The organism is Actinophytocola xanthii (genome assembly GCF_001921205.1).
GTDB classification, from domain to species: Bacteria; Actinomycetota; Actinomycetes; order Mycobacteriales; family Pseudonocardiaceae; genus Actinophytocola; species Actinophytocola xanthii.
Genome location: NZ_MSIE01000002.1, coordinates 140,565 through 163,629 on the forward strand (window position 1 = coordinate 140,565; position 23,065 = coordinate 163,629).

20 protein-coding genes are annotated in these 23,065 nt (G+C 71.8%); 15 read left to right on the forward strand and 5 right to left on the reverse strand.

What is annotated here, in order from left to right; all coding sequences use genetic code 11:
• The first annotated feature begins 7 nt into the window (after nt 1-7).
• Genes BU204_RS02300 through BU204_RS02315 form a run of 4 tightly spaced genes read left to right on the forward strand, consistent with a single transcriptional unit; the run spans nt 8 to nt 6,105 of the window.
• Nucleotides 8-1,387: an ABC transporter substrate-binding protein gene (locus BU204_RS02300; protein ID WP_075123810.1), complete on the forward strand. Its 1,380-nt coding sequence runs from the start codon at nt 8-10 to the stop codon at nt 1,385-1,387.
• A gap of 36 nt (nt 1,388-1,423) precedes the next feature.
• Nucleotides 1,424-2,299, forward strand: coding sequence for a carbohydrate ABC transporter permease (locus tag BU204_RS02305; RefSeq protein ID WP_075123811.1), 876 nt, complete (start codon nt 1,424-1,426; stop codon nt 2,297-2,299).
• A complete protein-coding gene (locus BU204_RS02310; RefSeq protein WP_198942742.1) occupies nt 2,296-3,159 on the forward strand; it encodes a carbohydrate ABC transporter permease in 864 nt (287 codons plus the stop codon). Before BU204_RS02305 ends, BU204_RS02310 begins: the two co-directional genes overlap by 4 nt.
• A 30-nt stretch (nt 3,160-3,189) precedes the next feature.
• Nucleotides 3,190-6,105 carry a CBM35 domain-containing protein gene (locus BU204_RS02315; protein WP_083660934.1) on the forward strand — a complete coding sequence of 972 codons (2,916 nt, stop codon included), beginning with the start codon at nt 3,190-3,192 and terminating at the stop codon, nt 6,103-6,105.
• 11 nt (nt 6,106-6,116) lie between these two features.
• Here BU204_RS02315 and BU204_RS02320 read toward each other — a convergent pair whose 3' ends face one another.
• On the reverse strand, nt 6,117-6,584 hold the full coding sequence (locus BU204_RS02320; protein WP_075123813.1) for a hypothetical protein: 468 nt from the start codon (nt 6,582-6,584) through the stop codon (nt 6,117-6,119).
• A 118-nt stretch (nt 6,585-6,702) separates the two neighbouring features.
• Here BU204_RS02320 and BU204_RS02325 point away from each other — a divergent pair, with 118 nt between their 5' ends.
• The 5 genes from BU204_RS02325 (at nt 6,703) to BU204_RS02345 (ending at nt 13,012) form a co-directional block, all read left to right on the forward strand.
• Nucleotides 6,703-9,051, forward strand: coding sequence for a WD40/YVTN/BNR-like repeat-containing protein (locus BU204_RS02325; protein ID WP_075123814.1), 2,349 nt, complete (start codon nt 6,703-6,705; stop codon nt 9,049-9,051).
• A 70-nt stretch (nt 9,052-9,121) separates the two neighbouring features.
• Nucleotides 9,122-9,898, forward strand: a complete 777-nt coding sequence (locus BU204_RS02330; RefSeq protein WP_198942743.1) for a carbohydrate ABC transporter permease — start codon at nt 9,122-9,124, stop codon at nt 9,896-9,898.
• The gene (locus tag BU204_RS02335) at nt 9,895-11,154 is read left to right on the forward strand and encodes an ABC transporter substrate-binding protein (protein ID WP_075123816.1); all 1,260 of its coding nucleotides are present in this window, start codon (nt 9,895-9,897) and stop codon (nt 11,152-11,154) included. The genes BU204_RS02330 and BU204_RS02335 overlap by 4 nt, the downstream gene beginning before the upstream one ends.
• Nucleotides 11,151-12,152, forward strand: a complete 1,002-nt coding sequence (locus BU204_RS02340) for an ABC transporter ATP-binding protein (RefSeq protein WP_075123817.1) — start codon at nt 11,151-11,153, stop codon at nt 12,150-12,152. Before BU204_RS02335 ends, BU204_RS02340 begins: the two co-directional genes overlap by 4 nt.
• Nucleotides 12,149-13,012 carry a carbohydrate ABC transporter permease gene (locus tag BU204_RS02345; protein ID WP_198942744.1) on the forward strand — a complete coding sequence of 288 codons (864 nt, stop codon included), beginning with the start codon at nt 12,149-12,151 and terminating at the stop codon, nt 13,010-13,012. The genes BU204_RS02340 and BU204_RS02345 overlap by 4 nt, the downstream gene beginning before the upstream one ends.
• Here BU204_RS02345 and BU204_RS02350 read toward each other — a convergent pair.
• Nucleotides 12,997-14,946, reverse strand: coding sequence for an NPCBM/NEW2 domain-containing protein (locus tag BU204_RS02350; RefSeq protein ID WP_075123818.1), 1,950 nt, complete (start codon nt 14,944-14,946; stop codon nt 12,997-12,999). The genes BU204_RS02345 and BU204_RS02350 overlap by 16 nt on opposite strands.
• Nucleotides 14,947-15,057: 111 nt before the next feature.
• Between BU204_RS02350 and BU204_RS02355 the strand changes: the two genes are divergently transcribed.
• Complete coding sequence (locus tag BU204_RS02355) at nt 15,058-15,534, forward strand: endonuclease/exonuclease/phosphatase family protein (protein WP_075123819.1); 477 nt, start codon at nt 15,058-15,060, stop codon at nt 15,532-15,534.
• 49 nt (nt 15,535-15,583) lie between these two features.
• Complete coding sequence (locus BU204_RS02360) at nt 15,584-16,372, forward strand: class I SAM-dependent DNA methyltransferase (protein WP_233159036.1); 789 nt, start codon at nt 15,584-15,586, stop codon at nt 16,370-16,372.
• Nucleotides 16,373-16,439: 67 nt separating this feature from the next.
• Here BU204_RS02360 and BU204_RS02365 read toward each other — a convergent pair whose 3' ends face one another.
• The 3 genes from BU204_RS02365 to BU204_RS02375 are packed head-to-tail and all read right to left on the reverse strand — an operon-like array spanning nt 16,440 to nt 19,265.
• Nucleotides 16,440-17,072 carry a LysE family translocator gene (locus tag BU204_RS02365; protein WP_075123820.1) on the reverse strand — a complete coding sequence of 211 codons (633 nt, stop codon included), beginning with the start codon at nt 17,070-17,072 and terminating at the stop codon, nt 16,440-16,442.
• 4 nt (nt 17,073-17,076) lie between these two features.
• The gene (locus tag BU204_RS02370; RefSeq protein WP_143229262.1) at nt 17,077-17,886 is read right to left on the reverse strand and encodes a maleate cis-trans isomerase family protein; all 810 of its coding nucleotides are present in this window, start codon (nt 17,884-17,886) and stop codon (nt 17,077-17,079) included.
• A complete protein-coding gene (locus BU204_RS02375; protein ID WP_075123822.1) occupies nt 17,883-19,265 on the reverse strand; it encodes a TrpB-like pyridoxal phosphate-dependent enzyme in 1,383 nt (460 codons plus the stop codon). Before BU204_RS02375 ends, BU204_RS02370 begins: the two co-directional genes overlap by 4 nt.
• A 555-nt stretch (nt 19,266-19,820) precedes the next feature.
• Between BU204_RS02375 and BU204_RS02380 the strand changes: the two genes are divergently transcribed.
• The 4 genes from BU204_RS02380 to BU204_RS02395 are packed head-to-tail and all read left to right on the forward strand — an operon-like array spanning nt 19,821 to nt 23,065.
• Nucleotides 19,821-21,236 (forward strand): AMP-binding protein, encoded by a 1,416-nt coding sequence (locus tag BU204_RS02380; RefSeq protein ID WP_233159102.1) that lies wholly within the window; start codon nt 19,821-19,823, stop codon nt 21,234-21,236.
• 7 nt (nt 21,237-21,243) lie between these two features.
• The gene (locus BU204_RS02385) at nt 21,244-21,522 is read left to right on the forward strand and encodes an acyl carrier protein (RefSeq protein WP_408607978.1); all 279 of its coding nucleotides are present in this window, start codon (nt 21,244-21,246) and stop codon (nt 21,520-21,522) included.
• A complete protein-coding gene (locus BU204_RS02390; protein ID WP_075123824.1) occupies nt 21,519-21,893 on the forward strand; it encodes an ectoine synthase in 375 nt (124 codons plus the stop codon). Before BU204_RS02385 ends, BU204_RS02390 begins: the two co-directional genes overlap by 4 nt.
• 17 nt (nt 21,894-21,910) lie before the next feature.
• Complete coding sequence (locus BU204_RS02395) at nt 21,911-23,065, forward strand: acyl-CoA dehydrogenase family protein (RefSeq protein ID WP_075123825.1); 1,155 nt, start codon at nt 21,911-21,913, stop codon at nt 23,063-23,065.

The following is a 23,065-nucleotide window of genomic DNA, read 5'->3' on the forward strand; positions in this document are numbered from 1 at the left end:
AGTGACGATGAAGTCTCCCCACCGCACCGCCCGCCTGGCCCTCGTGCTCTGCCTGTCGCTCACCCTCGCCGCGTGCGGGTCCGACGGCGCCGGAGGTTCCGACGCCGTCGGCGAGGACGGCAGGGTCGTGGTCACGGTCGCCATCGACGCCGGCCTCGAGCAGGGCGCCGTCGACGCCTTCAACGAACGGGTCGAGCAGTTCGAGGCCAGTCACTCCGATGTGGACATCCAGCCGCAGGAGTACACCTGGAGCGCGGCCACCTTCACCTCCCAGCTGGCCGGCGGAACCATCCCCGACGTGTTCACCGTGCCGTTCACCGACGGCCGCGGCCTGATCGAACGCGAGCAGATCGCCGACATCGCCGACCAGGTGGACCGGCTCCCGTACGCGGACTCGTTCAACCCCACCGTCGCCACCGCCGGCCAGGCGCCCGACGGTCGCCAGTGGGCGGTGCCGATCGCCGCCTACGGCCAGGGACTGCACTACAACCGGACTCTGTTCACCCAGGCCGGGCTCGACCCGGACCGGCCGCCCACCACCTGGCCGCAGGTGCGCGCCGCGGCACGGCAGATCGCCGAGCGCACCGGGCAGACCGGCTACGCGCAGATGACCTCCGACAACACCGGCGGCTGGATCCTGACCACACTGGACTACGCGTTCGGGGGCCGTACGGAGTCGATCCGGGGGGAGAAGGCAACGGCCACCCTGGACACGCCCGAGATGACCGAGGCGCTCGAGCTGGTGGCGGCCATGCGGTGGGAGGACGAGAGCATGGGCGCCAACTTCCTCTACGACTGGGCGACCATCAACCAGGACTTCGCGGCCGGCCGGATCGGCATGTACGTCTCCGGTGGCGGCAACTACGGCAACCTCGTCACGCAGAACGCGATGCGGCCGGCCGACTACGGGGTGGCGGTCCTGCCGCTGGTCGACGACCCCGAGGCCGGGGTGCTCGGCGGCGGCACGCTGGCCGTGGTGAGCCCGAAGACCGGTGAGCGCACCCGCGAGGCGGCGGTGCGGTGGATCGACTTCTACTACATGGCCAAGCTCACCGACAAGGACGCCGCCGTCCTCGACGCGCGGACCCTGGCCGAGACGGGCCAGCCGGTGGGCGCTCCCCAGCTGCCGGTGCTGGACCGGGCGACCTTCGACGCGGCGCGGGGCTGGGTGAAGGAGTACGTGAACGTCCCGGTGGACCAGCTCAGGCCCTACACCGACGCGATGTTCGACCAGCCGCTGGTCACCGAGCCGACCCGGTCGACCCAGGAGGTGTACGGCATTCTCGACACCGTCGTGCAGACCGTGCTCACCGACCGGGACGCCGACATTCCCGCGTTGCTGGCCGACGCCCAGTCGCAGGCCCAGGCCCTGCTCGACCGGGGCTGAGACGTGACCCGGCGCCGGCGGAGCCCGCGAACCTGGGTGCGGCACGGAGGGCTCGCGCCCCTGGTGTTCCTGTTGCCGATGGTGCTGGTCTTCGGGTTGTTCTCCTGGGGGCCGATCGTCCAGTCCGTGGTGATGAGCGTCCAGCGGACCAACATGGTGACCGGGGCGGAGTTCGTCGGGTTGGACAACTTCGCCCAGGTGCTCGCCGACCCTCTGCTGTGGACGGCCGTGCGGAACACGCTCTGGTTCGCGGTGCTCGCGCTGGTGTTCGGCTACCCCATCCCGCTGGTGGTCGCCGTGCTGATCAACGAGGTGCGCAGGCGCAGGGGCCTGTTCAGCGCCTTGGCCTACCTGCCGGTGGTGGTCCCACCGGTGGTGGCGGTGCTGCTGTGGAAGTTCTTCTTCGACGCCGGGCCGAACGGGGTCTTCAACACGCTCCTCGGCGCGGTCGGGATCGGCCCGCTGCGGTGGCTGCAGGACGCCGACACCGCCATGCCCTCGCTGGTGCTCGAGGCCACCTGGGCGGCGGCCGGCAGCACGGTGATCATCTACCTGGCCGCGCTGGCCGCGGTGCCCCCGGAGCTCTACGAGGCCGCCGAGATCGACGGCGCGTCGATCCGGCGCAAGGTCTGGCACGTCACCCTGCCCAACCTGCGCGGGGTCCTGCTGGTCACGTTCATCCTGCAGATCATCGGCACCGCGCAGGTGTTCCTCGAGCCGTTCCTGTTCACCGGGGGTGGACCGGCCAACGCCACGACGACCGTCCTGCTGCTGATCTACGACTACGCCTTCGCCGACAGCCTGGGCGGGGACTACGGCGCGGCGACCGCGCTCAGCCTGATGCTGGCCGCCGTGCTCGCCGTGTTCTCCGCGCTCTACTTCCGCCTCACCCGCTCGTGGAGCACCTCGTGAGCGGGCGTGGGCTGCTCTCCCCGGCGGAGTGGGCGTCGAAGCCGCTGCGGCGCGGGGTCCGCGTGGTCCACGGGTTGCTGCTCGCGCTGTTGCTGGTCGTCGGGCTCGGACCGATGCTGTGGTTGGCCAAGGCCGCCGTCACGCCGACCCGGGACACCCTCCGGCAGCCGCTCGCGATCTTCCCGAACGGCATCGACCTCGCCAACCTGGCCACCGCGTGGACCAGGGTGGACATCGACCGCCACTTCCTCAACACGGTCCTGCTTGCGCTCGGCTGCTGGCTCGTGCAGCTCCTCGTGGCGACCACGGCTGGCTACGCGCTGGCCGTGCTCCGGCCGCGCTACGGCAGGCTGGTCACCGGCGTCGTGCTGGCGACGTTGTTCGTGCCGTCGATCGTGCTGCTGGTGCCGCTCTACCTCACCGTCGTCCGCACCTCGATGATCAACACGTTCTGGGCCGTGTGGCTTCCGGCGGGCGCCAACGCGTTCGCCATCGTGCTCGTCCAGCGGTTCTTCGCGAACCTGCCGCGCGAGGTCTTCGAGGCCGCGCGGGTGGACGGCGCCGGGCCGTACCGGCTGTTCTGGTCGGTCGTGCTGCCGATGTCGCGGCCGATCATCGGCGTCGTCTCGGTGCTCGCCGTCGTGGCCAGCTGGAAGGACTTCCTCTGGCCGCTGCTCGTGCTGCCCGACCCGGCGGCGCAGCCGCTCTCGGTGCGCCTGCCCGCCCTCCAGCGCTACGTCGAGCTCGACGTGTTCCTCGCCGCGCTGGCCATCTCCACCGTGATCCCGGTCGTGATCTTCCTGGTCTTCCAGCGGCTGTTCCTGCGCGGCGGCGCGTTGGAGGGCGCCGTGAAGGGCTGACCCACCCGTCCCTGCCACGAGGAGCCAACAATGATGTCGCAGCACCTGTCCCGAGTGGGGGCGGCCGCGCTCGCCGCCCTCCTCGTCACCGCCACGGCGGTGACCACCGCGCCGGTCACGGCCGCGGCCGCTGCGGTGACCGTCGAGGCGGAGAGGGCCGCCCTGGCCGGCGGCGCCCGCATCGAGACCGAGCACGCCGGGTACACCGGACCGGGCTATGTCGGTGGCTTCGTCGATGCCAACCGCGGCACGGCGACGGCCACCTTCGCCGTCACCGGGGCCACCGCGGGCGGCAACGACCTCGTCGTCCGGTACGCCAACGGCACCGGTGGCACCCGGACGATGTCGCTGGTCGTCAACGGGACCACCCGCCAGATCAGCCTGCCCGCGACGGCGAGCTGGGCGACCTGGGGAACCGTGCGGTACTCGGCAGCGCTCGCCGGCGGCTCGAACACGGTCGCCCTGCGCTACGGGCGGGCGGACAACGGCAACGTGAACCTCGACAGCCTGACCGTCTCGCCGGCCCAGACACCCGCCGAGGGCACCTGCGAGGCGGAGGGCGCGGCGTTGTCCGGCGGCGCGCTGGCTGAGTCCGAGCACGCCGGGTACACCGGCTCGGGTTATGTCGGCGGTTTCACCGACGCCAACCGGGGCACCGCCACGGCCACGTTCACCGTGCCGGCCACGAGCACCGGGACCGCGACGGCGGTGATCCGGTACGCCAACGGCACCGGCGGCACCCGGACCATGTCGCTGGTGGTCGACGGCACCGCCCGCCAGATCACCCTGCCCGCCACCGCGAGCTGGTCGACCTGGGGCACGGTGGCGGAGCCGGTGTCGCTGCGCGCCGGGAACAACACGGTCGCGGTGGGCTACGGCACCGCCGACAGCGGCAACGTCAACCTCGACCAGCTCCGGATCGACGCCCCGCCCGCGCCGGAGGAGCCGGTGGGCGACGGCGAGCTCGAGACGGCCTTCCTCTCCGGCGGTGCCGCGGTCGGCACCGACGTCCCCGGCTTCACCGGGCGGGGTTTCGTCACCGGGCTGACCACCACGGGTGCCCGGGTCATCCGCACGGTGAACCTGGCCGCGGCCGGCACCGCCACCGTGGCGCTGCGGTTCCGCAACCCCACCGGCGCGGCCCGCACCCTCTCGGTCTACGCCAACGGCCTGCGCCAGGCGCGGCTCACGCTGCCGGCGGGGGAGTGGCAGACCCTGAACCACACGCTCCCGCTGCGGGCGAACCTGAACCTGGTCGGGTACCAGGTGGACCAGGGCGACACCGGCGGCGTCCAGCTCGACAACGTCGTCGTCGCCGGCAGCACGCCGCTGGACGCGCGCGGCGCGACCCTGCCGTACACCACCTACGAGGCGGAGGCGGGCAGGACCACCGGACGGGTGCTCCCCGCGGACCGCACGTACACCACCCGGCAGGCGGAGGCCTCCGGCCGGCGCGCGGTCGAGCTCACCGGCACCGGGCAGTACGTCGAGGTCACGCTGACCGAGCCGGCCAACGCGATCACCGTGCGGACCAGCATCCCGGACAACGCGCAGGGCACCGGCACCAGCGCCCCGCTTGCCGTGCACGCCGGCGGCGCGAAGGTCACCGACCTCGCGCTGACGTCCCGGTACAGCTGGATGTACGGCCCCTACCCGTTCACCGGCGCGCCCGGCGGCGAGCGCCCGCACCGCTTCTTCGACGACTCCCGGGTCCTGCTGCCCCGCACCTACCCGTCCGGCACCGTCCTCCGGCTGACCAAGGAGACCGCCGCCGTGGACACGATCACGGTGGACCTGGTGGACGCCGAGGTCGCCGACCCGGCCCTGAGCGCGCCGGCGGGCTACGTGAACGTCACGGCGCACGGGGCGCGCCCCGACGACGGCGGCGACGACACCGCGGCCATCCGGGCGGCGATCGCCGCGGCCCAGTCCGGCGCCACCCGGGGCGTGTGGATCCCGGTCGGCCGGTTCGCCATCAGCGGCCTGCTCCACGTCGCCGGCGTCGACGTCCGCGGGGCGGGGATCTGGCACACCGTCCTGCAGGGCACCAACCGCCGCGGCGGCTTCATGGCGACCGGCGGCAACGTCCAGGTCGCCGACCTCACCCTGGACGGCGACGTCACCACCCGCGACCCGGACAACGCCCCCAACTCCGACGCGGCGATCGAGGGCGACTTCGGCAGCGGTTCGCTGGTCCACCACGTCGCCACCAACCACGCGAAGGTCGGCCTCTGGGTGAACGGGAGCACCAGCGGCCTGTACGCGGCCGGGCTGCGGGTGCGCAACACGATGGCCGACGGGGTCAACATCAACGGCAACGCCACCGGCGTCCGGGTCGAACAGAGCACGCTGCGCAACACCGGCGACGACGCCCTGGCGATGTGGTCCTGGGCCGGGGCCGGGGGAACCGTGCGGGACAGCGTGTTCGCGTTCAACACCGTGGCGCTGCCGATCCTGGCGAACGGCGCGGCGATCTACGGCGGCGCCGGCAACCGGGTCGAGGACACCCTGGTCTCGGACACGGTGTTCCAGGGTTCGGGCGTCACCGTGTCCAACTGGCACCAGGCGACCCCGTTCAGCGGGACCACGGTCGTCGCACGCACCACGCTCACCCGGACCGGATCCCACAGCCTCGACTGGAACAGCGACCTCGGCGCGGTCTGGCTGTACGCCCCGGAGACCGCGCTGACCGGCGCGGTGGTCCTGCGAGACCTGCGGGTGGCGGACAGCTCGTACCAGGGCCTGCTGGCGAGCTGGCAGCAGCCGATCACCAACCTGACCGTCGAGCGCGTGACCTTCGCCGGCACGGGGACCGCCGGCATGGAGTTCAACGTCCCGGGCAGCGGAACGTTCAGCCAGGTCACGGTAACCGGCAACGCCGGACCGGCACTGGTGAACAACTCCGGCTTCACGATCGTGCGCGGCCCCGGCAACGTCGGCTGGTGACGCGGCCGGTCTCAGCGGTTCTGGGACGGCGGGCCACCCGCGGAGGTGGGCAGGGTGTCCGGCTCGACCAGGACGAGCTCGACGTCCCACTGGCCCTCGCACTCGGCGCGGCGCACGAGTGCCTGGCCGGCGGCGTAGTTCCCGGCGGTGAAGAAGACCTCCGCCTCGAAGCCCTCGTTGTCCATTCCGGCCGGTCGGTAGCCCGCGGCGGTCACCGCGTCCTGGATCAGCACCGTGAGCTCGTCGATGGGCTCGGCCGAGACCGCCCGCACGGTGAGGTGACCACGCGTGCTCACGACCTCGGTGACGGTGCCGACCCGGTCGAGGGAGAGCCCGTCGGGCAGGAGCGCGGTCTGCTCCGGGGGAGCGGGGCCGGGTCGCGGACAGCTCGCGGCCTCCTCCCCCGACCCACCCGAGCACCCCGCGACCACCAGCAGTGACGCGGCGGCGACAGACAGTGCTAGCTCACGTCCCGGCACGGCGCCACTCTAGACACCGAGTGGGAAAAACAGGGAAAACGAACAACCGTTCGGAGGACGACGAAACGGACTTCTCGGGGCTACCGTGCGGACGAATCCCCGAGCCTGGAGGCGACGAGTGGCCCCGCGCAGAACCCGACCTGTCCCGATCGTGGCCGCGGCGCTCGCGGTCCTCCTGGGTGCGGGCGCCGCCTCCGTCACCGAGCCGACGCGGGACGCCCCGGCGCCCGCGGCGCAGGCCACCGCCAACCCGGTCGGCGCCGAGGAGTGGATGTACCTCCAGCGCGCCAACCCGGACGGCTCCATTCCGGAGGCCGCGGTCACCGAGGCCGTCGCGCAGTCCGACCGGATGGGTGCGACGGCCATGCGCTCGCCCGGCACCGACCAGGTCTGGTCCGAGCTGGGCCCGAGCAACATCGGCGGCCGCATCCGCGACGTCGCGGCCGACCCGACCACCAGGAACGTCGTCTACATCGCCACCGGCACCGGCGGGCTCTGGCGCAGCGACGACGCGGGCGCGACGTTCGTCCCCGCCTGGGACGACCAGCTGCCGCAGTCGATGGGCGCGGTCGCCGTCGACTCCCGCGGCGTGGTCTGGGCGGGCACCGGCGAGCCCGACCACGGCGGCGGCTCCTCCTACTACGGCCGGGGTGTCTACCGGTCCACCGACCGCGGTCGCACGTGGACCAACGTGGGGCTGCGCAGCGGCGACACCATCGGCCAGATCGTCATCGACCCGCGCGACGACCGGCGCGTGTTTGTCGCGGTGATGGGCGCGCTGCACGACACCCAGCCCACCCGCGGTCTGTTCATGACCGAGAACGGCGGGCGGACCTGGACCCGCGTCATCGTCCCGGCCAGTGCCTCGACCGGCGCGATCGACGTGAGCATCAACAAGTCCAACCCGGACATCATGCTCGCCACCACCTGGGACAAGATCCGGGACGAGAAGTCGCGCATCTACGGCAAGAACTCGTTCGTCTACCGCTCCACCGACGGCGGTCGCAGCTGGACCAACATCCACGCCGCGCCGCTCCCGCAGAGCGTCGACATCGAGGGCCAGCCGGTCACCGCCACCTACGTCGGCCGGATGGGCGTCGACTTCAGCGACAGCGACCCCAACCGCGCCTACCTCATCTCCAGTACCGCCGGCGGCAACTTCAACGGCTTCTTCACCAGTGCCGACGCCGGCGCCACCTGGACCCCGGTCGGCCCGACCAGCGGCGGCACCCTGCAGACCATCAGCGGCGGGTTCGCCTGGTGGTTCGGCCGGGTGTACGTGGACCCGGTGGACCCGGCGCACGTGTTCGTCGCGGGCGTGAGCCTCGCCGAGAGCCGCGACGGCGGCCTCACCTGGGTCACCTCGCAGACCCCGCACGCCGACCAGCACGGCCTCGAGTGGGACCCGTTCGTGCCGAACAAGGTGTACCTCGGCAACGACGGCGGCTTCTACTGGTCCACCGAGAACGGCGCCGCGCAGGGCCTGTGGGCCAAGACCCCGCACCTCGCGGTGACACAGTTCTACGCGATGGACGTCTCGGTCCAGGACGGTTCCCGGGTCAACGCGGGCTCGCAGGACAACGGCTCGCTGAAGTCCTGGGGGACCGACAACACCGTCACCGGCGACTGGTTCAACTTCGTCGGCGGCGACGGGATGATGAACCGGATCGACCCGACCAACGACCGCAAGTACTACGGCTGCTCGCAGAACGGCGGCTGCCGCGGCTTCGTCGACGGCGTCGGGTTCAGCATGGCGATCCCGGGCCTGCGCAGGAACTGGGTGGCGCCGCTCGAGTTCGGCGCCGACCCGCGGATCATGTTCGGCGGCAGCGAGGTCGTGAACCGGATCGACATCGACCCCGGCCAGCGCGTGTGGCAGCCGATCAGCCCGGACCTCACCGAGGGCACCGAGCCCCGCGCGCCCGGTTTCGGCACCGTCACGGCGATCGGCACCACACCGGCCGATCCGAACCTGGTCTACGCCGGCACCGACAGCGGCCTGATGTGGGTCAGCCGCAACGCCATGGCCGCGCCCGGCGAGGTGACCTGGGAGAAGCTGCAGAGCCCGGTGTTCCCCGGTCGCTGGGTCACCCGCATCACCGTCGACCACGAGAACGCCAAGGTGGCCTGGGCGAGCTTCTCCGGCTGGCGCTCCGGCGACCCCTACCCGCACCTGGTCATGACCAGGGACGGCGGCCGCACCTGGTCGGACATCACCGGCTGGCGGATCCCACAGGCGCCGGTCAACGACGTCATCCGCCATCCCACGAAGAAGAACTGGCTGTTCATCGCGACCGACGTCGGCGTCTTCCGCACCACCAACCTCGGCAAGACGTGGAGCAAGGTCGGCGCGAACCTGCCGCTGGTGCCGGTCAACGACATCGACCTGCCGGCCGGCAGCGACACGCTCTACGCCGCCACCTACGGGCGCAGCATCTGGACCACCTCGCTCGCCGACGCGCAGTGAGGCCGGTCCAGCCCTGAACCGCCCGCCCATCCGACCACCCCGACGGACCGCCACCTGGTGGACCGTCGGGGTGATCGCACTGTCCGTCGTCTTCCTCGCCCCGCTCGCGGTCATGGTGCTTGGCTCGCTGCAGCGCCCACTGCAACCCCCACCCAACGGCCTGGACCTGTGGCCCGACCCCGCCGAGTGGGCCAACTACCCGGCGGTGGCGCGGTTCATGCCACTCGGCGGACTGCTGCTGAACTCGCTGCTGCTGGTCGTCCTCGCCGTCCCGGTCACCGTCGCGGTCACCTCGATGGCGGGCCTCGCGATCGTCACCGCGCGCGGGACGGCACGCCGCCTGCTGGTCGGCGTGTCGGTACTCACGCTGCTCGTCCCCGCCGCCACGCTGTGGGTGCCGAGGGTCGTGCTGCTGCGCGGCGTCGGCCTGGCCGACACACCGTTCACCGTCGCCCTGCTCGCGCTCGCCGGCACGACCCCGTTCTACGTCCTGCTGTTCGCGCTGGCCTACTCGCGCATCCCCCGGTCGCTGCTCGAGGCCGCCACGCTGGAGGGCATGAGCCCGTTCGCGGTGTGGCGCCGCGTCGCGCTGCCGCTGGCCAGGCCGGCGGCGGTGGCCGTGGCGGCGCTGGCCGGGCTGTACTACTGGTCCACGTTCATGGACCCGCTGACCCTCGTGTCGTCGCCGGGAAACTGGCCGGCGGCACTGGGGCTGCGGACCCTCAGTGAGATGGAGGTCGCGCTGTACCCGATCTACCTCGCGGCCGCGGTGCTGGTGACCGCACCCGCGCTGCTCGCGTTCGGCGTCGCCCAACGGTCCTTCTTCTCGTCGGTGGAGCGCCGATGAGGGCCATCCCGCTCGTGCTCCCGGCGCTCCTCGTGCTGAGCGCCTGTTCCGGCGGCGCGGGCGCCGACGGCGACGACGGTGGCGGCGGGGAGAGCACCGCGCCGATCACCGTGCAGGTCGGGGCCGACCCGGAGGAGGCGGCGGTCTACCGCAGCCTCGTCTCGGCCTACCGCGAGGCCGGCGGCGGTGAGGTCGAGCTGGTCACGGTAGCCCGCGACGACCACCTCACCCGGCTCTCCACCGCGTTCACCTCCGGCGACGCGCCCGACGTCTTCCTCGTCAACTACCGCCAGTACGCGCCGTTCGTGCAACGCGGCGCCGTGGAGCCGATCGGTCCACTGCTCGAGGACGCCGGCGTCGACACCGCGAACTACTACGAGGAGCCGCTGCGCGCGTTCACCTACGACGGCGCGCTGCAGTGCATGCCGCAGAACATCTCCTCGCTCGTCGTCTACTGGAACCGGGACCTGTTCGCCCGGGCCCGGGTGCCCGCACCCACGGCGGACTGGAGCTGGGCGGAGTTCGTGGCCACCGCGCAGGCCCTGACCGGCGACGGCGTCAAGGGCGTCGGCATCGACCCGTCGATCGTCCGCATGGCGCCGTTCGTCTGGAGCAACGGCGGCACGATCGTCGACGACGAGACCGAGCCGACCCGCACGACCCTGCACGAGCCGGACGCCCGCGCCGCACTACAGGCCGTTGTGGACCTCGTCGGCACCGGTGCGACGCCCGACAGGGAACAGCTCGCCGCGCAGGGGCTGCCCGAGCAGTTCATGACGGGGAAGGTGGCGATGTTCCTGAGCTCGCGCGTGGAGGTACCTGCCCTGCGCGAGCAGCGCGGTCTGGACTTCGACGTCGCCGCGTTGCCGGTCATGGGCGAGCCGGCGTCGGTCCTGCACTCCGACGCCTACTGCCTGGCCAGCGGTTCGGACAACGCCGCCGCCGCGGCGAGGTTCGTCGCCTACGCCGTCGGAACGCAGGGGCAGACCCTCACCGCGCTCGCCGGGCGCACCGTGCCGTCCCTGCGTTCCGTCGCGACCTCGCCGGCGTTCCTCAGCCCCTCCCGCGCGCCGGCGTCCTCGCAGGTGTTCCTCGACGCCATCCCGCACCTGCGGCACACGCCGGTCACGCCGGCCTGGCCCGAGGTCGAGGACGTGATCGGCGCGCAGCTGGAGCGGGCGTTCACCGAAGGCGTGCCGCTGGACGAGGTGCTCGCGGAGATCCGGGCGCAGGCGGATCCGTTGCTGGCCCGATGAGCCTGGTCGTCGAGGGCGCCCGGAAGGAGTTCGTGGCCCGCCGGGGCGCGCGGGTCCTGGCCCTGGACGGGGTCGACCTCGAGGCGAAGCCGGGCGAGCTGCTCGTGGTCGTCGGCCCGTCCGGGTCGGGGAAGTCGACGCTGCTGCGGGCGGTCGCCGGGCTGGAGTCGCTGGACGCCGGGCGGGTCCTGATCGACGACCGCGACGTCACCGGCGTGCCCGCCGGGCGCCGCGACGTGGCCCTGGTCTTCCAGGAGGCCGCGTTGTTCCCGCACCTGCGGGTGGCGGCGAACATCGGGATCGGGGAACGGGCGCGCGGGACCCGGCGGCGCGAGGTCGAGACGCGCGTCCGGGAGGTGGCCCGCGCGCTGGACCTCGAGCCGCTGTTGGGGCGGATGCCGGACGAGCTGAGCGGTGGCGAGCGGCAGCGGGTCGCGCTCGCCCGCGCGATGGTCCGGTCGCCGCGGGTGTGCCTGCTGGACGAGCCGCTCGCCTCGGTCGACACCGAGCTGCGGCTGCGGATGCGGGCCGAGATCCGCGCGGTGCAGCGGTCGTTCGGCGTGCCGATGGTGCACGTCACCCACGACCAGGCCGAGGCGATGGCGCTGGGCGACCGGGTCGCGGTCATGGCCGCGGGCCGGGTGCTGCAGTGCGACACCCCGGCCGAGGTCTACGCCCGGCCGGCGACGGCGGCGGTCGCCCGGAGCTTCGGTCCGCTGCCGATGAACCTGCTGCCCGCCGCCGACGGGGTGATCCTCGGCGTGCGGCCGGAGCGGCTGCGGGTGTGCCGGGAGGGGCGGGGCCGGCCCGGCTCGGTGGTCGCCGTCGAACCGTCGGGGGAGGAGTGCCTGGTTCGGGTGCTCCCCGACGGCGCCGAGCAGGACCTGCTCGCCCGGGTGCCGTGGGCCGACGCCCCGCACCCCGGGGAGCGCGTCGTGCTCGCCTGGCGACCCGAGGACGAGCACCGCTTCGACGCCGCGACCGGGGCGCGCCGGTGAGGAGGCTGCCGCTCGCGGCGCCCTACCTGCTGGGGTCGGCGCTGTTGGTCCTCGCCCCGCTCGGGCTGGCCGCGGCGCTGGCCTTCACCGACTACTTCGGCTTCCGCGCGCCGGAGCCCACCGGCACCGACAACCTCGCGCGCCTGGCCGGCGACCAAGTGTTCTGGGCCGCCGTCGGCACCAGCGCGCTGGTCGCCGCCGTCGCTGTGCCGCTGCGGCTGTTCCTCGCGGTCGGCGCCGCCCTGCTGCTGGCCCGGCGCCGCGGTGCGCGGACCGCGCTCGGCCGGGTCGCGGCGTACCTGCCGTCGGTCGTCCCGGACGCGGCCTGGGCGCTGCTGTGGCTGTGGATCCTCAACCCGCTCTACGGTCCGCTGCCGGCGCTGCTGGGCGTGCTGGGCCTTCCCGACCCGGGTTTCCTGACCACCCCATGGGGAGCACGGCTCGGCCTGGTGCTGGTCATGGCGTTCCAGGTGGGGGAGGCGTTCGTGGTCGCCCTCGCCGCCCGGCTGGCCATCCCGTCCCGCCTGCACGAGGCGGTCGCGGTCGAGGGCGGCTCGCCCTGGTTCGCGATGACCCGGGTCACGCTGCCGCTGATGGCCCCGGTCGTGCTGGTCCTCGCGGTGCGGGACGTGGTCGTGGTGGTCCAGAACGCGTTCGTCCCCGCCCTGCTGGTGACCGACGGCGGCCCGGTGGACGCGACCCTCACCGCGCCGCTGGTGATCTACCGGCGCGCCTTCGAGTACGGCGAGCTCGGCTACGCGAGCACGCTGTCGGTCGCCCTGCTCGTGCTCACCGGGATCGCGGCCGCGTTCCCGCTCTGGCTCGCCGCCCGCCTCGCTGGCCGTCAACGGGTCGCCTGACAGGTCAGCTTCGGGTCCACCCACTCCGAGTGGTCGTAGTTGTTGTTGTCCGGCCCGACGCCGGCGACCAGCACCAGCTCGGTCACGCCGGTGACGTCCACGTCGACCGGCACCGCCGGCTGCCCGCCGGTGACGAGGCCGGTCTCGGCCAGCGTCCGGCCGTCGCCGACCACGGTGAACGTGACCGAGCCGCGGTTCCCGGTCTCGTCGTCGATTCCGGCGGCCGCGGTGAACCGCGTGCAGTGCTCGCCGAGGTAGTAGGTCAGCTCCGACGCGGCGTGCGGGGCGAGCCCCTTGGCGTAGGTGACGCCGGCGATCGTCAGCGGGTTGCCGTCGACGCTCTCGTCGACACCGAGCGACCCCCAGCCGACCTCGGCGCTCACCGGCTCCAGGTCGGACAACCACGGCGTGCCGACCGGGCTCGTGGCGGTCGTCACCGCGCCGTGGCCCGACACCCGGCCGGTGCGGTGGCGGATGTCGGCGGTCAGCGCGTGTGTGCCGTTCGCGACGGTCGCGGGCGCGGTGACGGTGAAGTCGAGCGTCGCCGTCCGACCGGGCCGGACAACCCGGACCCGCGTCCCGTCCTCGGCGCGCACGTCCCAGCCAGGGGGCGCGGCGAGCGCGACCCGGACGTCGCGCACCGGCCGCGTCCCGTCGTTGGTGACCAGCACGCTGGCCGTGAACGACTCGCCCTGTTCGACATAGCCGGGGGCGACCGCGTCGGGTGCCACCGCGGGAGCACCGTGCCCACCCGGCCTGACCACGAACATGCGTGCACCGTGGGCCGGCACCGACGCGCGGACGTGCGACCGGGTGACGGTCGTGGTGTCGGTCCACAGGTCGCGCATCGTGTAAGCCCGGGCCCCCGGCAGCCCGAGGTCGGCGGCTGTCGTCGCCACCCGCGCGCCGGTGGTGCCGCGGTTGAACAGCACCACCGCGGCGCCGCCCCCGGACGTCGGCTTCGCCCAGACCTCCAGGTCTCCGTCGTCGGCGATCTTGTGGCCCTGGATGCCGGCCCAGTCCTGGTTCACCGCGATGACGTCGCGGTCGGTGAGCAGTGCCCGGGTTGTCGGGTCCATCGAGCGCAGGTCGTTGCCGGCGATCAGCGGGGCGTTGAGGATGCTCCACAGGCTCATGTGCGCCCGGTACTCCTCTGTGGTCATACCGCCGTTGCCGATCTCCAGCATGTCCGGGTCGTTCCACCCGTTCGGACCGGAGTAGGCCTCGAGGCCGACCTGCTGGTCGAGGATGGACACCACACTGCCCCACCGGTCGCTGATGTCGCCGGTGGTGCGCCAGTAGTGGCCGCCGATCTCGGCCGCCCACTCCCAGGGCCGGTTCGCGCCCCACTCGCAGATCGAGTAGACGATGTCCCGCCCGGTCGCGGCGAGCGCGTCGGCCATCGCGGTGTACCGCTCCAGCGCCGGTCGGCCCTCGTTGTAGCAGTTGTCGTACTTGAGCAGGTCGACGCCCCACGCCGCGAAGCTGGCGGCGTCGGTGGTCTCGTGGTCCAGGCTCGCCGGCAGGCGTTGGCAGGTCATCGTGCCCGCCGAGGAGTAGATGCCGAGCTTGAGGCCCCTGGCGTGCACGTAGTCGGCGAGCGCCTTGATCCCACTGGGGAAGCGCACCGGGTCGGCCTGAAGGCGGCCCTGCGCGTCGCGTTCCGGCGCCATCCAGCAGTCGTCGATGTTGACGTAGGTGTAGCCCGCGGCCCTCATGCCGGAGGAGACCATCGCGTCCGCGGTCCCGCGGATCAGCTCCTCGTCGATGTCGCAGCCGAACTTGTTCCAGCTGTTCCAGCCCATCGGCGGGGTCGTCGCCAGGGGCGGCTTGTCCGCCGCGGCCGCCGGGGCAGCGGTGCCCGGGGTGCCGACGACCGGCAGCGAGGCGGCGGCCAGCACGGCGAGCAGGGCGACACGCAGAGGTCGTCTCATCGTGACTCCATGGGGACGGTCGTGTTCGGAGCGTAAACCCCGGCGCGGGAAAGGAAAAGGCTTTCCCTTATGGGCGGCTGACCGTTAGTGGCTCACGAACGGGGGTGCGGCGTGCCTTCGGCCAGCCACCTCGCGTTCACCGTGGTGCTGTCCTGGCGCAACACGCCGCTCCCGATGGCGCGGCCGGGGGAGGAGCGGCGCGGCCTGCTCGAGGCGGTCCTGGACGTGCAGGGCCTGCGGGTGCGCGTGATGACCACCCACTTCCAGCACGACAACGCCGCGTCCCGGCTCGTGCAGCCCGAGACCGTCGCCGCCGCGGTCGAGGCGTCGCGCGAACCGGTCGTGCTGACCGGGGACCTGAACGCCAGGGCGGACGCCCCGGAGATCGCCGCGCTGACCGGCACGATGACCGACAGCCACGCCAGGGCGGGCCACGGCGACGGCGCGACACATCCGGCGGAGGCACCGAACGCCCGGATCGACTACGTGCTCTCGACGAAGGCGTTGCCGGTGTGGTCCCGGGTCCTGACCTCCGACGCCTCCGACCACCTGCCGGTCCTCGCCCGGTTGGTGGTGGTGCGGAGGTAGCGGAAAAGCGCGTGAGCGGACCGCGGTCCCGGGCGTAGGGTCGCGAGCCGTGGCTGACGAGGTGAACGCGGGCGGACACGGCGACGATCCGGCCGACGGTTGGTTTCCGGAGAGCGTCGCGGCGGGCTACGACGCCCCGGGCGGTTCGAACGCGCCCGACGTCGTGGCGCCCGCGGTGGAGGTTCTGGCGGAGCTGGCCGACGGACCGGTGCTCGAGCTCGCCGTGGGCACCGGACGGATTGCCGCGCCGTTGGCCGCACGTGGTGTGCCGGTGAGCGGCATCGAGCTGAGCCGCGCCATGGCCGCGCGAATCGCGGACAAGCCCGGCGGCGCCGACGTCGCCGTCACGATCGGCGACATGACCACGACCCGGGTACCCGGCGAGTTCTCCCTGGTCTACCTGGTGTTCAACACGATCGGCAACGTCACCACACAGGACGGTCAGGTCGAGGTCTTCCGCAACGCGGCCGAGCACCTGCGCCCGGGAGGCCTGTTCCTCGTCGAGGTGGGTCTGCCGGACCTGCGTCGCCTGCCGCCCGGGCAGGACGTCGTCCCGTTCGCGCTGGCGCCCCGCCCCGACGGCGGCGGCTACCTCGGGTTCGACCAGTACGACGTGACGACCCAGGAGCTCACCTCGACCCACGTCACCGTGTCCGCGGACGGGACGGGGAGCTTGCGCCGCATGCCCTTCCGGTACGTCTGGCCCTCGGAGCTGGACCTGATGGCGCGCATCGCCGGGATGCGGCCGAAGTACCGCTGGGCGGACTGGGACCGTTCCCCGCTCACCGCCGAATGCACCCGGCACGTGTCGGTCTGGGAGAAGGTCGCGGCTCCCTGAGTCGCGGCGGACCGGGGCGGGTCCTCGGTGGGCGGTGAACGCGCTCACCGCCCACCGGGGCACCGGGTCAGGCCTGGCTGATCGTGGCCGCCACCGCGCCCAGTGCGATGTAGACCAGGCCGCTGGACAGGTCCAACCTGCGGCGAGCGGTCGCGGTCCGGCGCAGGCGTCCGGACAGGGCGCTCGCCAGCAGCGCGTAGGTGCCGTCGCTGAGGATGCCCAGCACGATGAACCCGATGCCGAAGAACAGCAGCTGCCAGCCGACCGAGCCCCGGGCCGGGTCGACGAACTGCGGCAGGAACGCCACGAAGAACACGAGCGTCTTCGGGTTCAGGATGTTCACGAGCACGCCCTGGGTGAAGATCCGCCAGTTCGACATCCGCGGCGGCTCGGCCACCGAACCGTCGTCGGTCCTGGTCAGCCAGAGCTTCTGCACGCCGAGCCAGACCAGGTAGGCCACGCCCAGCCACTTCACGATCTGGAACGCCGTCGTGGACGCCAGCAGCAGCGCCGACAGGCCCAGCGACGTCAGTACCACGTAGAAGATGGAACCGACGTGGATCCCGAGCACGGACACCAAACCGGCGGTCCGGCCCTGTGCCACCGTCCTGGTCACGATGTAGACCACCGCGGGACCGGGCACCACGAGCAGCGCCAGGGTCGCCGTGACGAACATCAGCAGTGTCGAGATCGTTGGCATGTTGCTAACCCGCCCTCCTTGCGAGTGGTGTGGTGAACAGCCGGCCGACTCCCAGGGCCGTGTCGCGGATCCCAGCCATGCGCAGGCACTGCCACAGGCACGCCTGGTTCGAGGTCACCACCGGCACCCCCAGGTCCCGTTCCAGCGGTTCGATCGCTTCCAGCGTCCGGAAGCCGCTTCCGGGAATCAGTATGCCGTCGGCCTCCGCCGGGAACGAGTCCCGTGCCTGCCGGTACACCTCTTCGGGTCGCACCTCCCACTGGCCTCCCAGGTCGTAGATCTCGAACGTCTCCCGGTCGCGCCACCCCGGACCGAGGTCGAACCGCTTCTGGCCGGCGAACGGGAAGCCGGTGGCGGTGAAGTACCTCTCCGCCGCGGCGTAGCTCGTCCGCGTGAACCACGGCGGGCTCACCAGGTGCGGTCGCGCGATGCCGACCGCTCGCATCGCGTCGAGCATCGCCAGCGGTGCCGTCGTCACCGGCGTGCCGCCCGCCCGCTTGCTCGCCTGCTCGCAGAACAGCTCGTCGAACCCCGGTCCGGCGAGGAAGCTGCTCGAGCCGAAGCACAGGCAGATCACGTCCAGGCGCAACTGGCCGAGCTGCTCGAGGCCGCGGGCGATGTCCGGCGACTCCGCGAGCGCGGCCGCGTGGTCGCCCTCGAAGTCCGAGCCCGGTCTGCGGGGGCTGTCGAACCGGGCCGCGTGAACGGTGACCCCGGGCGGTGCCATCGCCCAGATCTCGGCCTCCGGCACCGCGTCCTTGTGGATGACGAGGATGCCGATCCTCGCCCGCCAGCCCCAGCCCTCGGCAGTCACCGTGCCGCCCCCGCGAGCTCCCACACCTGCTCGGGAATGCTCGACCTGGCGGCGATGACGGTCTCCTCGTCGAGCTCCATGTCGTCGAGCTCACCGGCGAAGAACCGCTCGTAGGCGGTCAGGTCGAAGTGCCCGTGCCCAGACAGTCCGAAAAGGATGGTCTGGGGCCGGCCCTCCGCCTTGCAGCGCAACGCCTCGTCGATCGCGACGCGGATCGCGTGCGAGGACTCCGGTGCCGGCAGGATGCCCTCGGCCCTGGCGAACCGGACGGCGGCGTCGAAGCAACGCCGCTGGGTGACCGCCCTGGCCTCCATCAGCCCTTCCTCCACGGCCCGGCTGACCAGCTGGCCCATGCCGTGCGCGCGCAGCCCGCCGGCGTGGACGGTCGGCGGGACGAAGCCGTGTCCGAGGGTGTGCATGCGGAACAGGGGGGTCAGGCCGGCGCTGTCGGCGTAGTCGTAGGCGATCGTGCCCCTGGTGAGCGTCGGGCACGCGGCCGGTTCGGCGGCGATCACCCGCACACGCTCGCCGCCGTGCAGCTGCGCGCCGAGGAACGGGAACGACAGACCGGCGAGGTTGCTGCCGCCGCCCGCGCAGCCGACGACGATGTCGGGGTAGTCGCCGGCGAGGTCGAACTGGCGGATGGCCTCCTGGCCGATGACCGTCTGGTGGGCCAGGACGTGGTTGGACGCGCTGCCGAGGACGTAGCCGAGCGAGTCGTCGGCCCCGGCCGCCTCGAGCGCCTCGGAGGTGGCGATCCCGAGACTGCCCGGGCAGTCCGGGTCGACGGCGAGGACGGCGCGCCCGGCCGCGGTCTCCGTACTGGGGCTGGGCACGCACACCGCACCGAACGCCTCCATCAGCGAGCGGCGGTACGGCTTCTGGGTGAAGCTGACCTTCACCATGTAGACCTTGGCGGACAGACCGAACATCGCGGCGCTCTGGGCGAGCGCGCTGCCCCACTGGCCGGCTCCGGTCTCGGTGACCAGGCCGCGCTTGCCGGCCTGCTTGTTGTAGAACACCTGGGCCACAGCGGTGTTCGGCTTGTGGCTGCCGGTGGGCGCCACGCCCTCGTACTTGTAGTAGATGCGGGCAGGCGTGTCGAGCTCCGCCTCCAGCCTGCGCGCGCGGAACAGCGGCGAGGGGCGCCACTGCGCGTAGATCTGGCGGACCGGCTCGGGGATCTCCCACTCGCGTTCGGTGCTGAGCTCCTGGTCGATGAGCGGCTCCGGCATCGTCCGCGCCATCTCGTCCCGCGTCACCGGCCGGCCGGTGTCCGGGTTCAGCGGCGGGTGCAGCGGCGGAAGGTCGGCGGCGAGGTTGTACCAGGTGGTAGGGATGTCGCGCTCGTCGAGCAGGAACTTGATGCGGTCGACCATCGATACCTCCAGAGTTCACGTTCGAAGACGGCGTGGCTGGGCGCGCCGATATCCCGAGAGGCGGAGGGGTGGCCGGTCGGGCCCGCGCGCCTGGCGTCGCAGTGGTCGTTCGACCTGCCGCAGGAGAAGTTAGACAGCGCTGGCAACACGAGCAAGAGTCCGGCCGGGTGATTGTCGGCTTTCCGGTCACCCCGGATTTTCCCAGGTCGGTTCTCGAAGTATTTCACGGAACGTAGGTGAGGCGCCGAAATTCGGGTGAAGAGGTATAGACCACGGGACCCTCTCCGGTGCGCGGAGCGTGATAGTCGCGACTACCGAGCGGGGTTGAGACTCTGTGTGGTCGGCGCGTGTTTGTGTCCGGTTGACTTCGTTTTGCTCCGAACGGCGTATTGTCCGGCGTGTCAGAGCGGTGCTAAAACCATCTCCGGATCCCGCGAGCCGTGACATTCCGGTGCCGGGTCCGCTCCCGGAGTCACCTCTTTCCCGGTAGTCAGCCGCTCATTGGTGAGGAAGAGATTGATTGCCGTGTATTCCTCGAACCCATTGGTGCTCGCCGTGGTCGAGCACGCACGCAGCCTACCGTCCGAGCCGGCCCTGTCCTGGCGGGGAAAAACCGTCAGCTTCGCCGAACTCGCCGAAATGACGAGAACCGCGGCGTCGGTGGTGGCGGGCCTTCCGCCCGGACCCGTCGGCATCGTCGGGGAGAAGGCGCCGGAGACGGTCGCCCTCGTCCTCGGCTGCCTGGCCGCCGGCCGCCGCTTCCTCATCCCCGCGCCGACCCTGCCGGTACCGACGCTGTCGAGCCTGTACCGCCGAGCGGGGTGTGTCGCAATTGTGTCCACATCGGACATGGGGGACGGCGCGAACGGTCTGGCTACCGATGTCGTCGACGTCCGCGCCTCGGCGGGCGAGCCGCCCGAGGTCGAGGCCGACGACGTCTCGTTCATGCTGACCACGTCGGGCTCGACCGGAACCCCCAAGATCGTGCCGCTGACCGTGGCAGCGGTCGAGCGCTTCGCGCGATGGGCAGGCGCGGAGTTCGACCTCGGTCCCGGACGGCGGGTGCTGAACTACGCGCCGCTCAACTTCGACCTGTGCCTGCTGGAGGTGTGGGCGACGCTGCGTTGCGGTGGCTGCGTGGTGCTGGCCGACCCCGAGCAGGCGACCAACGGCGCCGCGCTGGCCGAACTGGTCGCGGGTCAGCGCGTGCACGTCGTCCAGGCCGTGCCGATGTTCTACGAGCTGCTCCTGCCGGCCGTGCGCGCGCCACTCGACTCGGTCGACCGGGTCCTGGTGACCGGCGACGTGTTCCGCCCCGCGCTGCTCCCGAGGCTCCGCGAGGTCTTCCCGAACGCCCGGCTCACGAACGTCTACGGCTGCACGGAGACCAACGACAGCTTCACCCAGGACCTCCGGGCTGACATGGACGTGATCCCCATGGGAGCGCCGATTCCCGGCGTGCGCGCGCTGCTGGTGGCCGAGGACGGCAGCGTGCTGCACGGTTCCGGTGTCGGTGAGCTGCTCGTCAGCACGCCGTTCCAGACGCCCGGCTACCTGGACTCCCCGGACCGCTACGTGCCGCACCCCGAAGGGGCCGACGAGCTGCGCTACTTCCGGTCCGGCGACCTGGTGCGCCGCACCGACACCGGCGCGCTGGTCCTCGAAGGACGGACGGACTCGCGGGTGAAGATCCGCGGCCAGCAGGTGAACACCCAACAGGTCGAGCAGGTCCTGCTCGACCACCCCGCCGTGCTTGAGGCGGCCGCGCTGGTGGCACCCGACCCGGTCGCCGGCAAGCGGCTGCACGTCGTCGTCCGGACCGACGGGACGGCGAACAGCCTGGTGCTGCGCAGGCACTGCGTGGACCGACTGCCCCGGGCGGCAGTCCCCTCGACGCTGCGGGTCGCCACCGACCCGTTGCCCCGCACCGCCACCGGAAAGGTGGACCGCAAACACCTGACCGCAACCTGAGGAGCTGGTGATCCAGATGGACAACACCGAGATCATCACTCGGTACCTGGTGGAGGAGTTCCTCCCGGACGTCGACGTGACCGAGCTGCCCCCGGACTACGACCTGTTCGCCGGCGGCGTCGTCGACAGCCTCGCGCTGCTCAAGATCATCGACTGGCTGGGCGAACGGTTTCACCTGAACCTCGAGGACATCGAGATCGCGCCGGACAACTTCCGGACCGTGCACGCCATCGACTCGTTCATCGGCGCCGCCGGCGCCCACCTGGTTGGGAAGGGGATGTCATGATCGTTCGCACGTTGTCCGACGCCAAGGTCGTCGACTGGGGCAACGGCCTCAGCAGGCGTTTCCTGCTCGCCGAGGACGGCATGGGCTACACCGTGACCGACACCATCGTCTCGGCCGGGACCAAGTCCCGGTTGCAGTACAGCAACCACCTCGAGGCCTGTTACTGCATCGAGGGCGAGGGCGAGGTCGTCGACCTCGACGGCAACAGCCACAAGCTGACCCCGGGCACGCTGTACGCGCTTGACCAGCACGACGCGCACTTCCTGGTCGCCGCCGAGGACACGGACCTGCGGCTGGTGTGCGTCTTCAGCCCCGCGCTGCACGGCGACGAACGGCACTCGCTGGACGAGGCGCGGTTCTCCCACTACTGACCGACAGGGTGACAACCATGCTCGAGTGGACAGAGGAGCAGCAGGAGCTGCGTGCCGGGCTCAGGCGGTGGTGCGACGCGCTCAACGACGGCCGGGCCGAACGGGAGCGCGCGAGCGTGTTCGACCACACCGCGTGGAAGCTGGTCGGTGAGTCGGGAGTGCTCGGTCTGCCGTTCGGCACGGAGTGGGGCGGGCTCGGACAGGGCCTGTTGACGACGATGTACGTGCTCGAGGAGCTCGGGCACAGCTGCCGTGACGGCGGGTTGAGCTTCTCGGTCACGACACACATGGTCAGCACCGGGGTTCCGGTGCAGCGCTTCGGATCGGCGTACCTGAAGGACCGCTACCTGCCCGGGATCTGCGAGGGGTCGACGATCGGTGCCCACGCGATCAGCGAGCCGGACAGCGGTTCCGACGCGCTGAACATGCGCACCACCGCCACCAGGCGCGGCGAGGGTTGGGTCCTGTCCGGCAGCAAGACCTTCGTCAGCAACGGGCCGGTGGCCGACCTGGTGGTCGTCTACGCCAGGACCGACCCGGACGCTGGCCCGCTGGGCGTGACCGCGTTCCTCGTCGAGCGCGACACCCCAGGTCTGTCCGTCGGCAGGCCGATCGAGAAGATGGGTTTGCGGACCTCGCCCTTCGCGGAGGTCTTCCTCGACGACTGCGTCGTCCCGGCGGCGAACGTGATCGGCAGGCCCGGCGGCGGTTTCCTGGTGCTGGACCACGTGATGAAGTGGGAGATCCTGTGCTCGTTCATCGTCAATGTGGGCCAGATGCGCCACCGCCTCGAGCGGTGCGTCGACTACGCGCGGAGCCGGACCCAGTTCGGCCAGCCGATCGGCTCGTTCCAGTCGGTGGCCAACCGGATCGTCGACATGCGAACGGCGACCGAGACGGCCAGCCGCTGGCTCTACGACACCGCCACCAGGATGGAACGCGGTGAGAACGTGACAGTGGACATCGCGACGAGCAAGCTGGTCGCCAGCCAGGCCAATGTGGACACCGCGCTGTCGGCGGTCCAGGTGTTCGGCGGCAACGGCTACACGGCCGAGTACGGCCTGGAGGCGGAACTGCGGGACGCCGTCGCCGGTGTCATCTACTCCGGAACATCCGACATCCAACGCAACAGAATCGCCCGCATGATGGGTCTGGACAAGAGGAAGGGATGA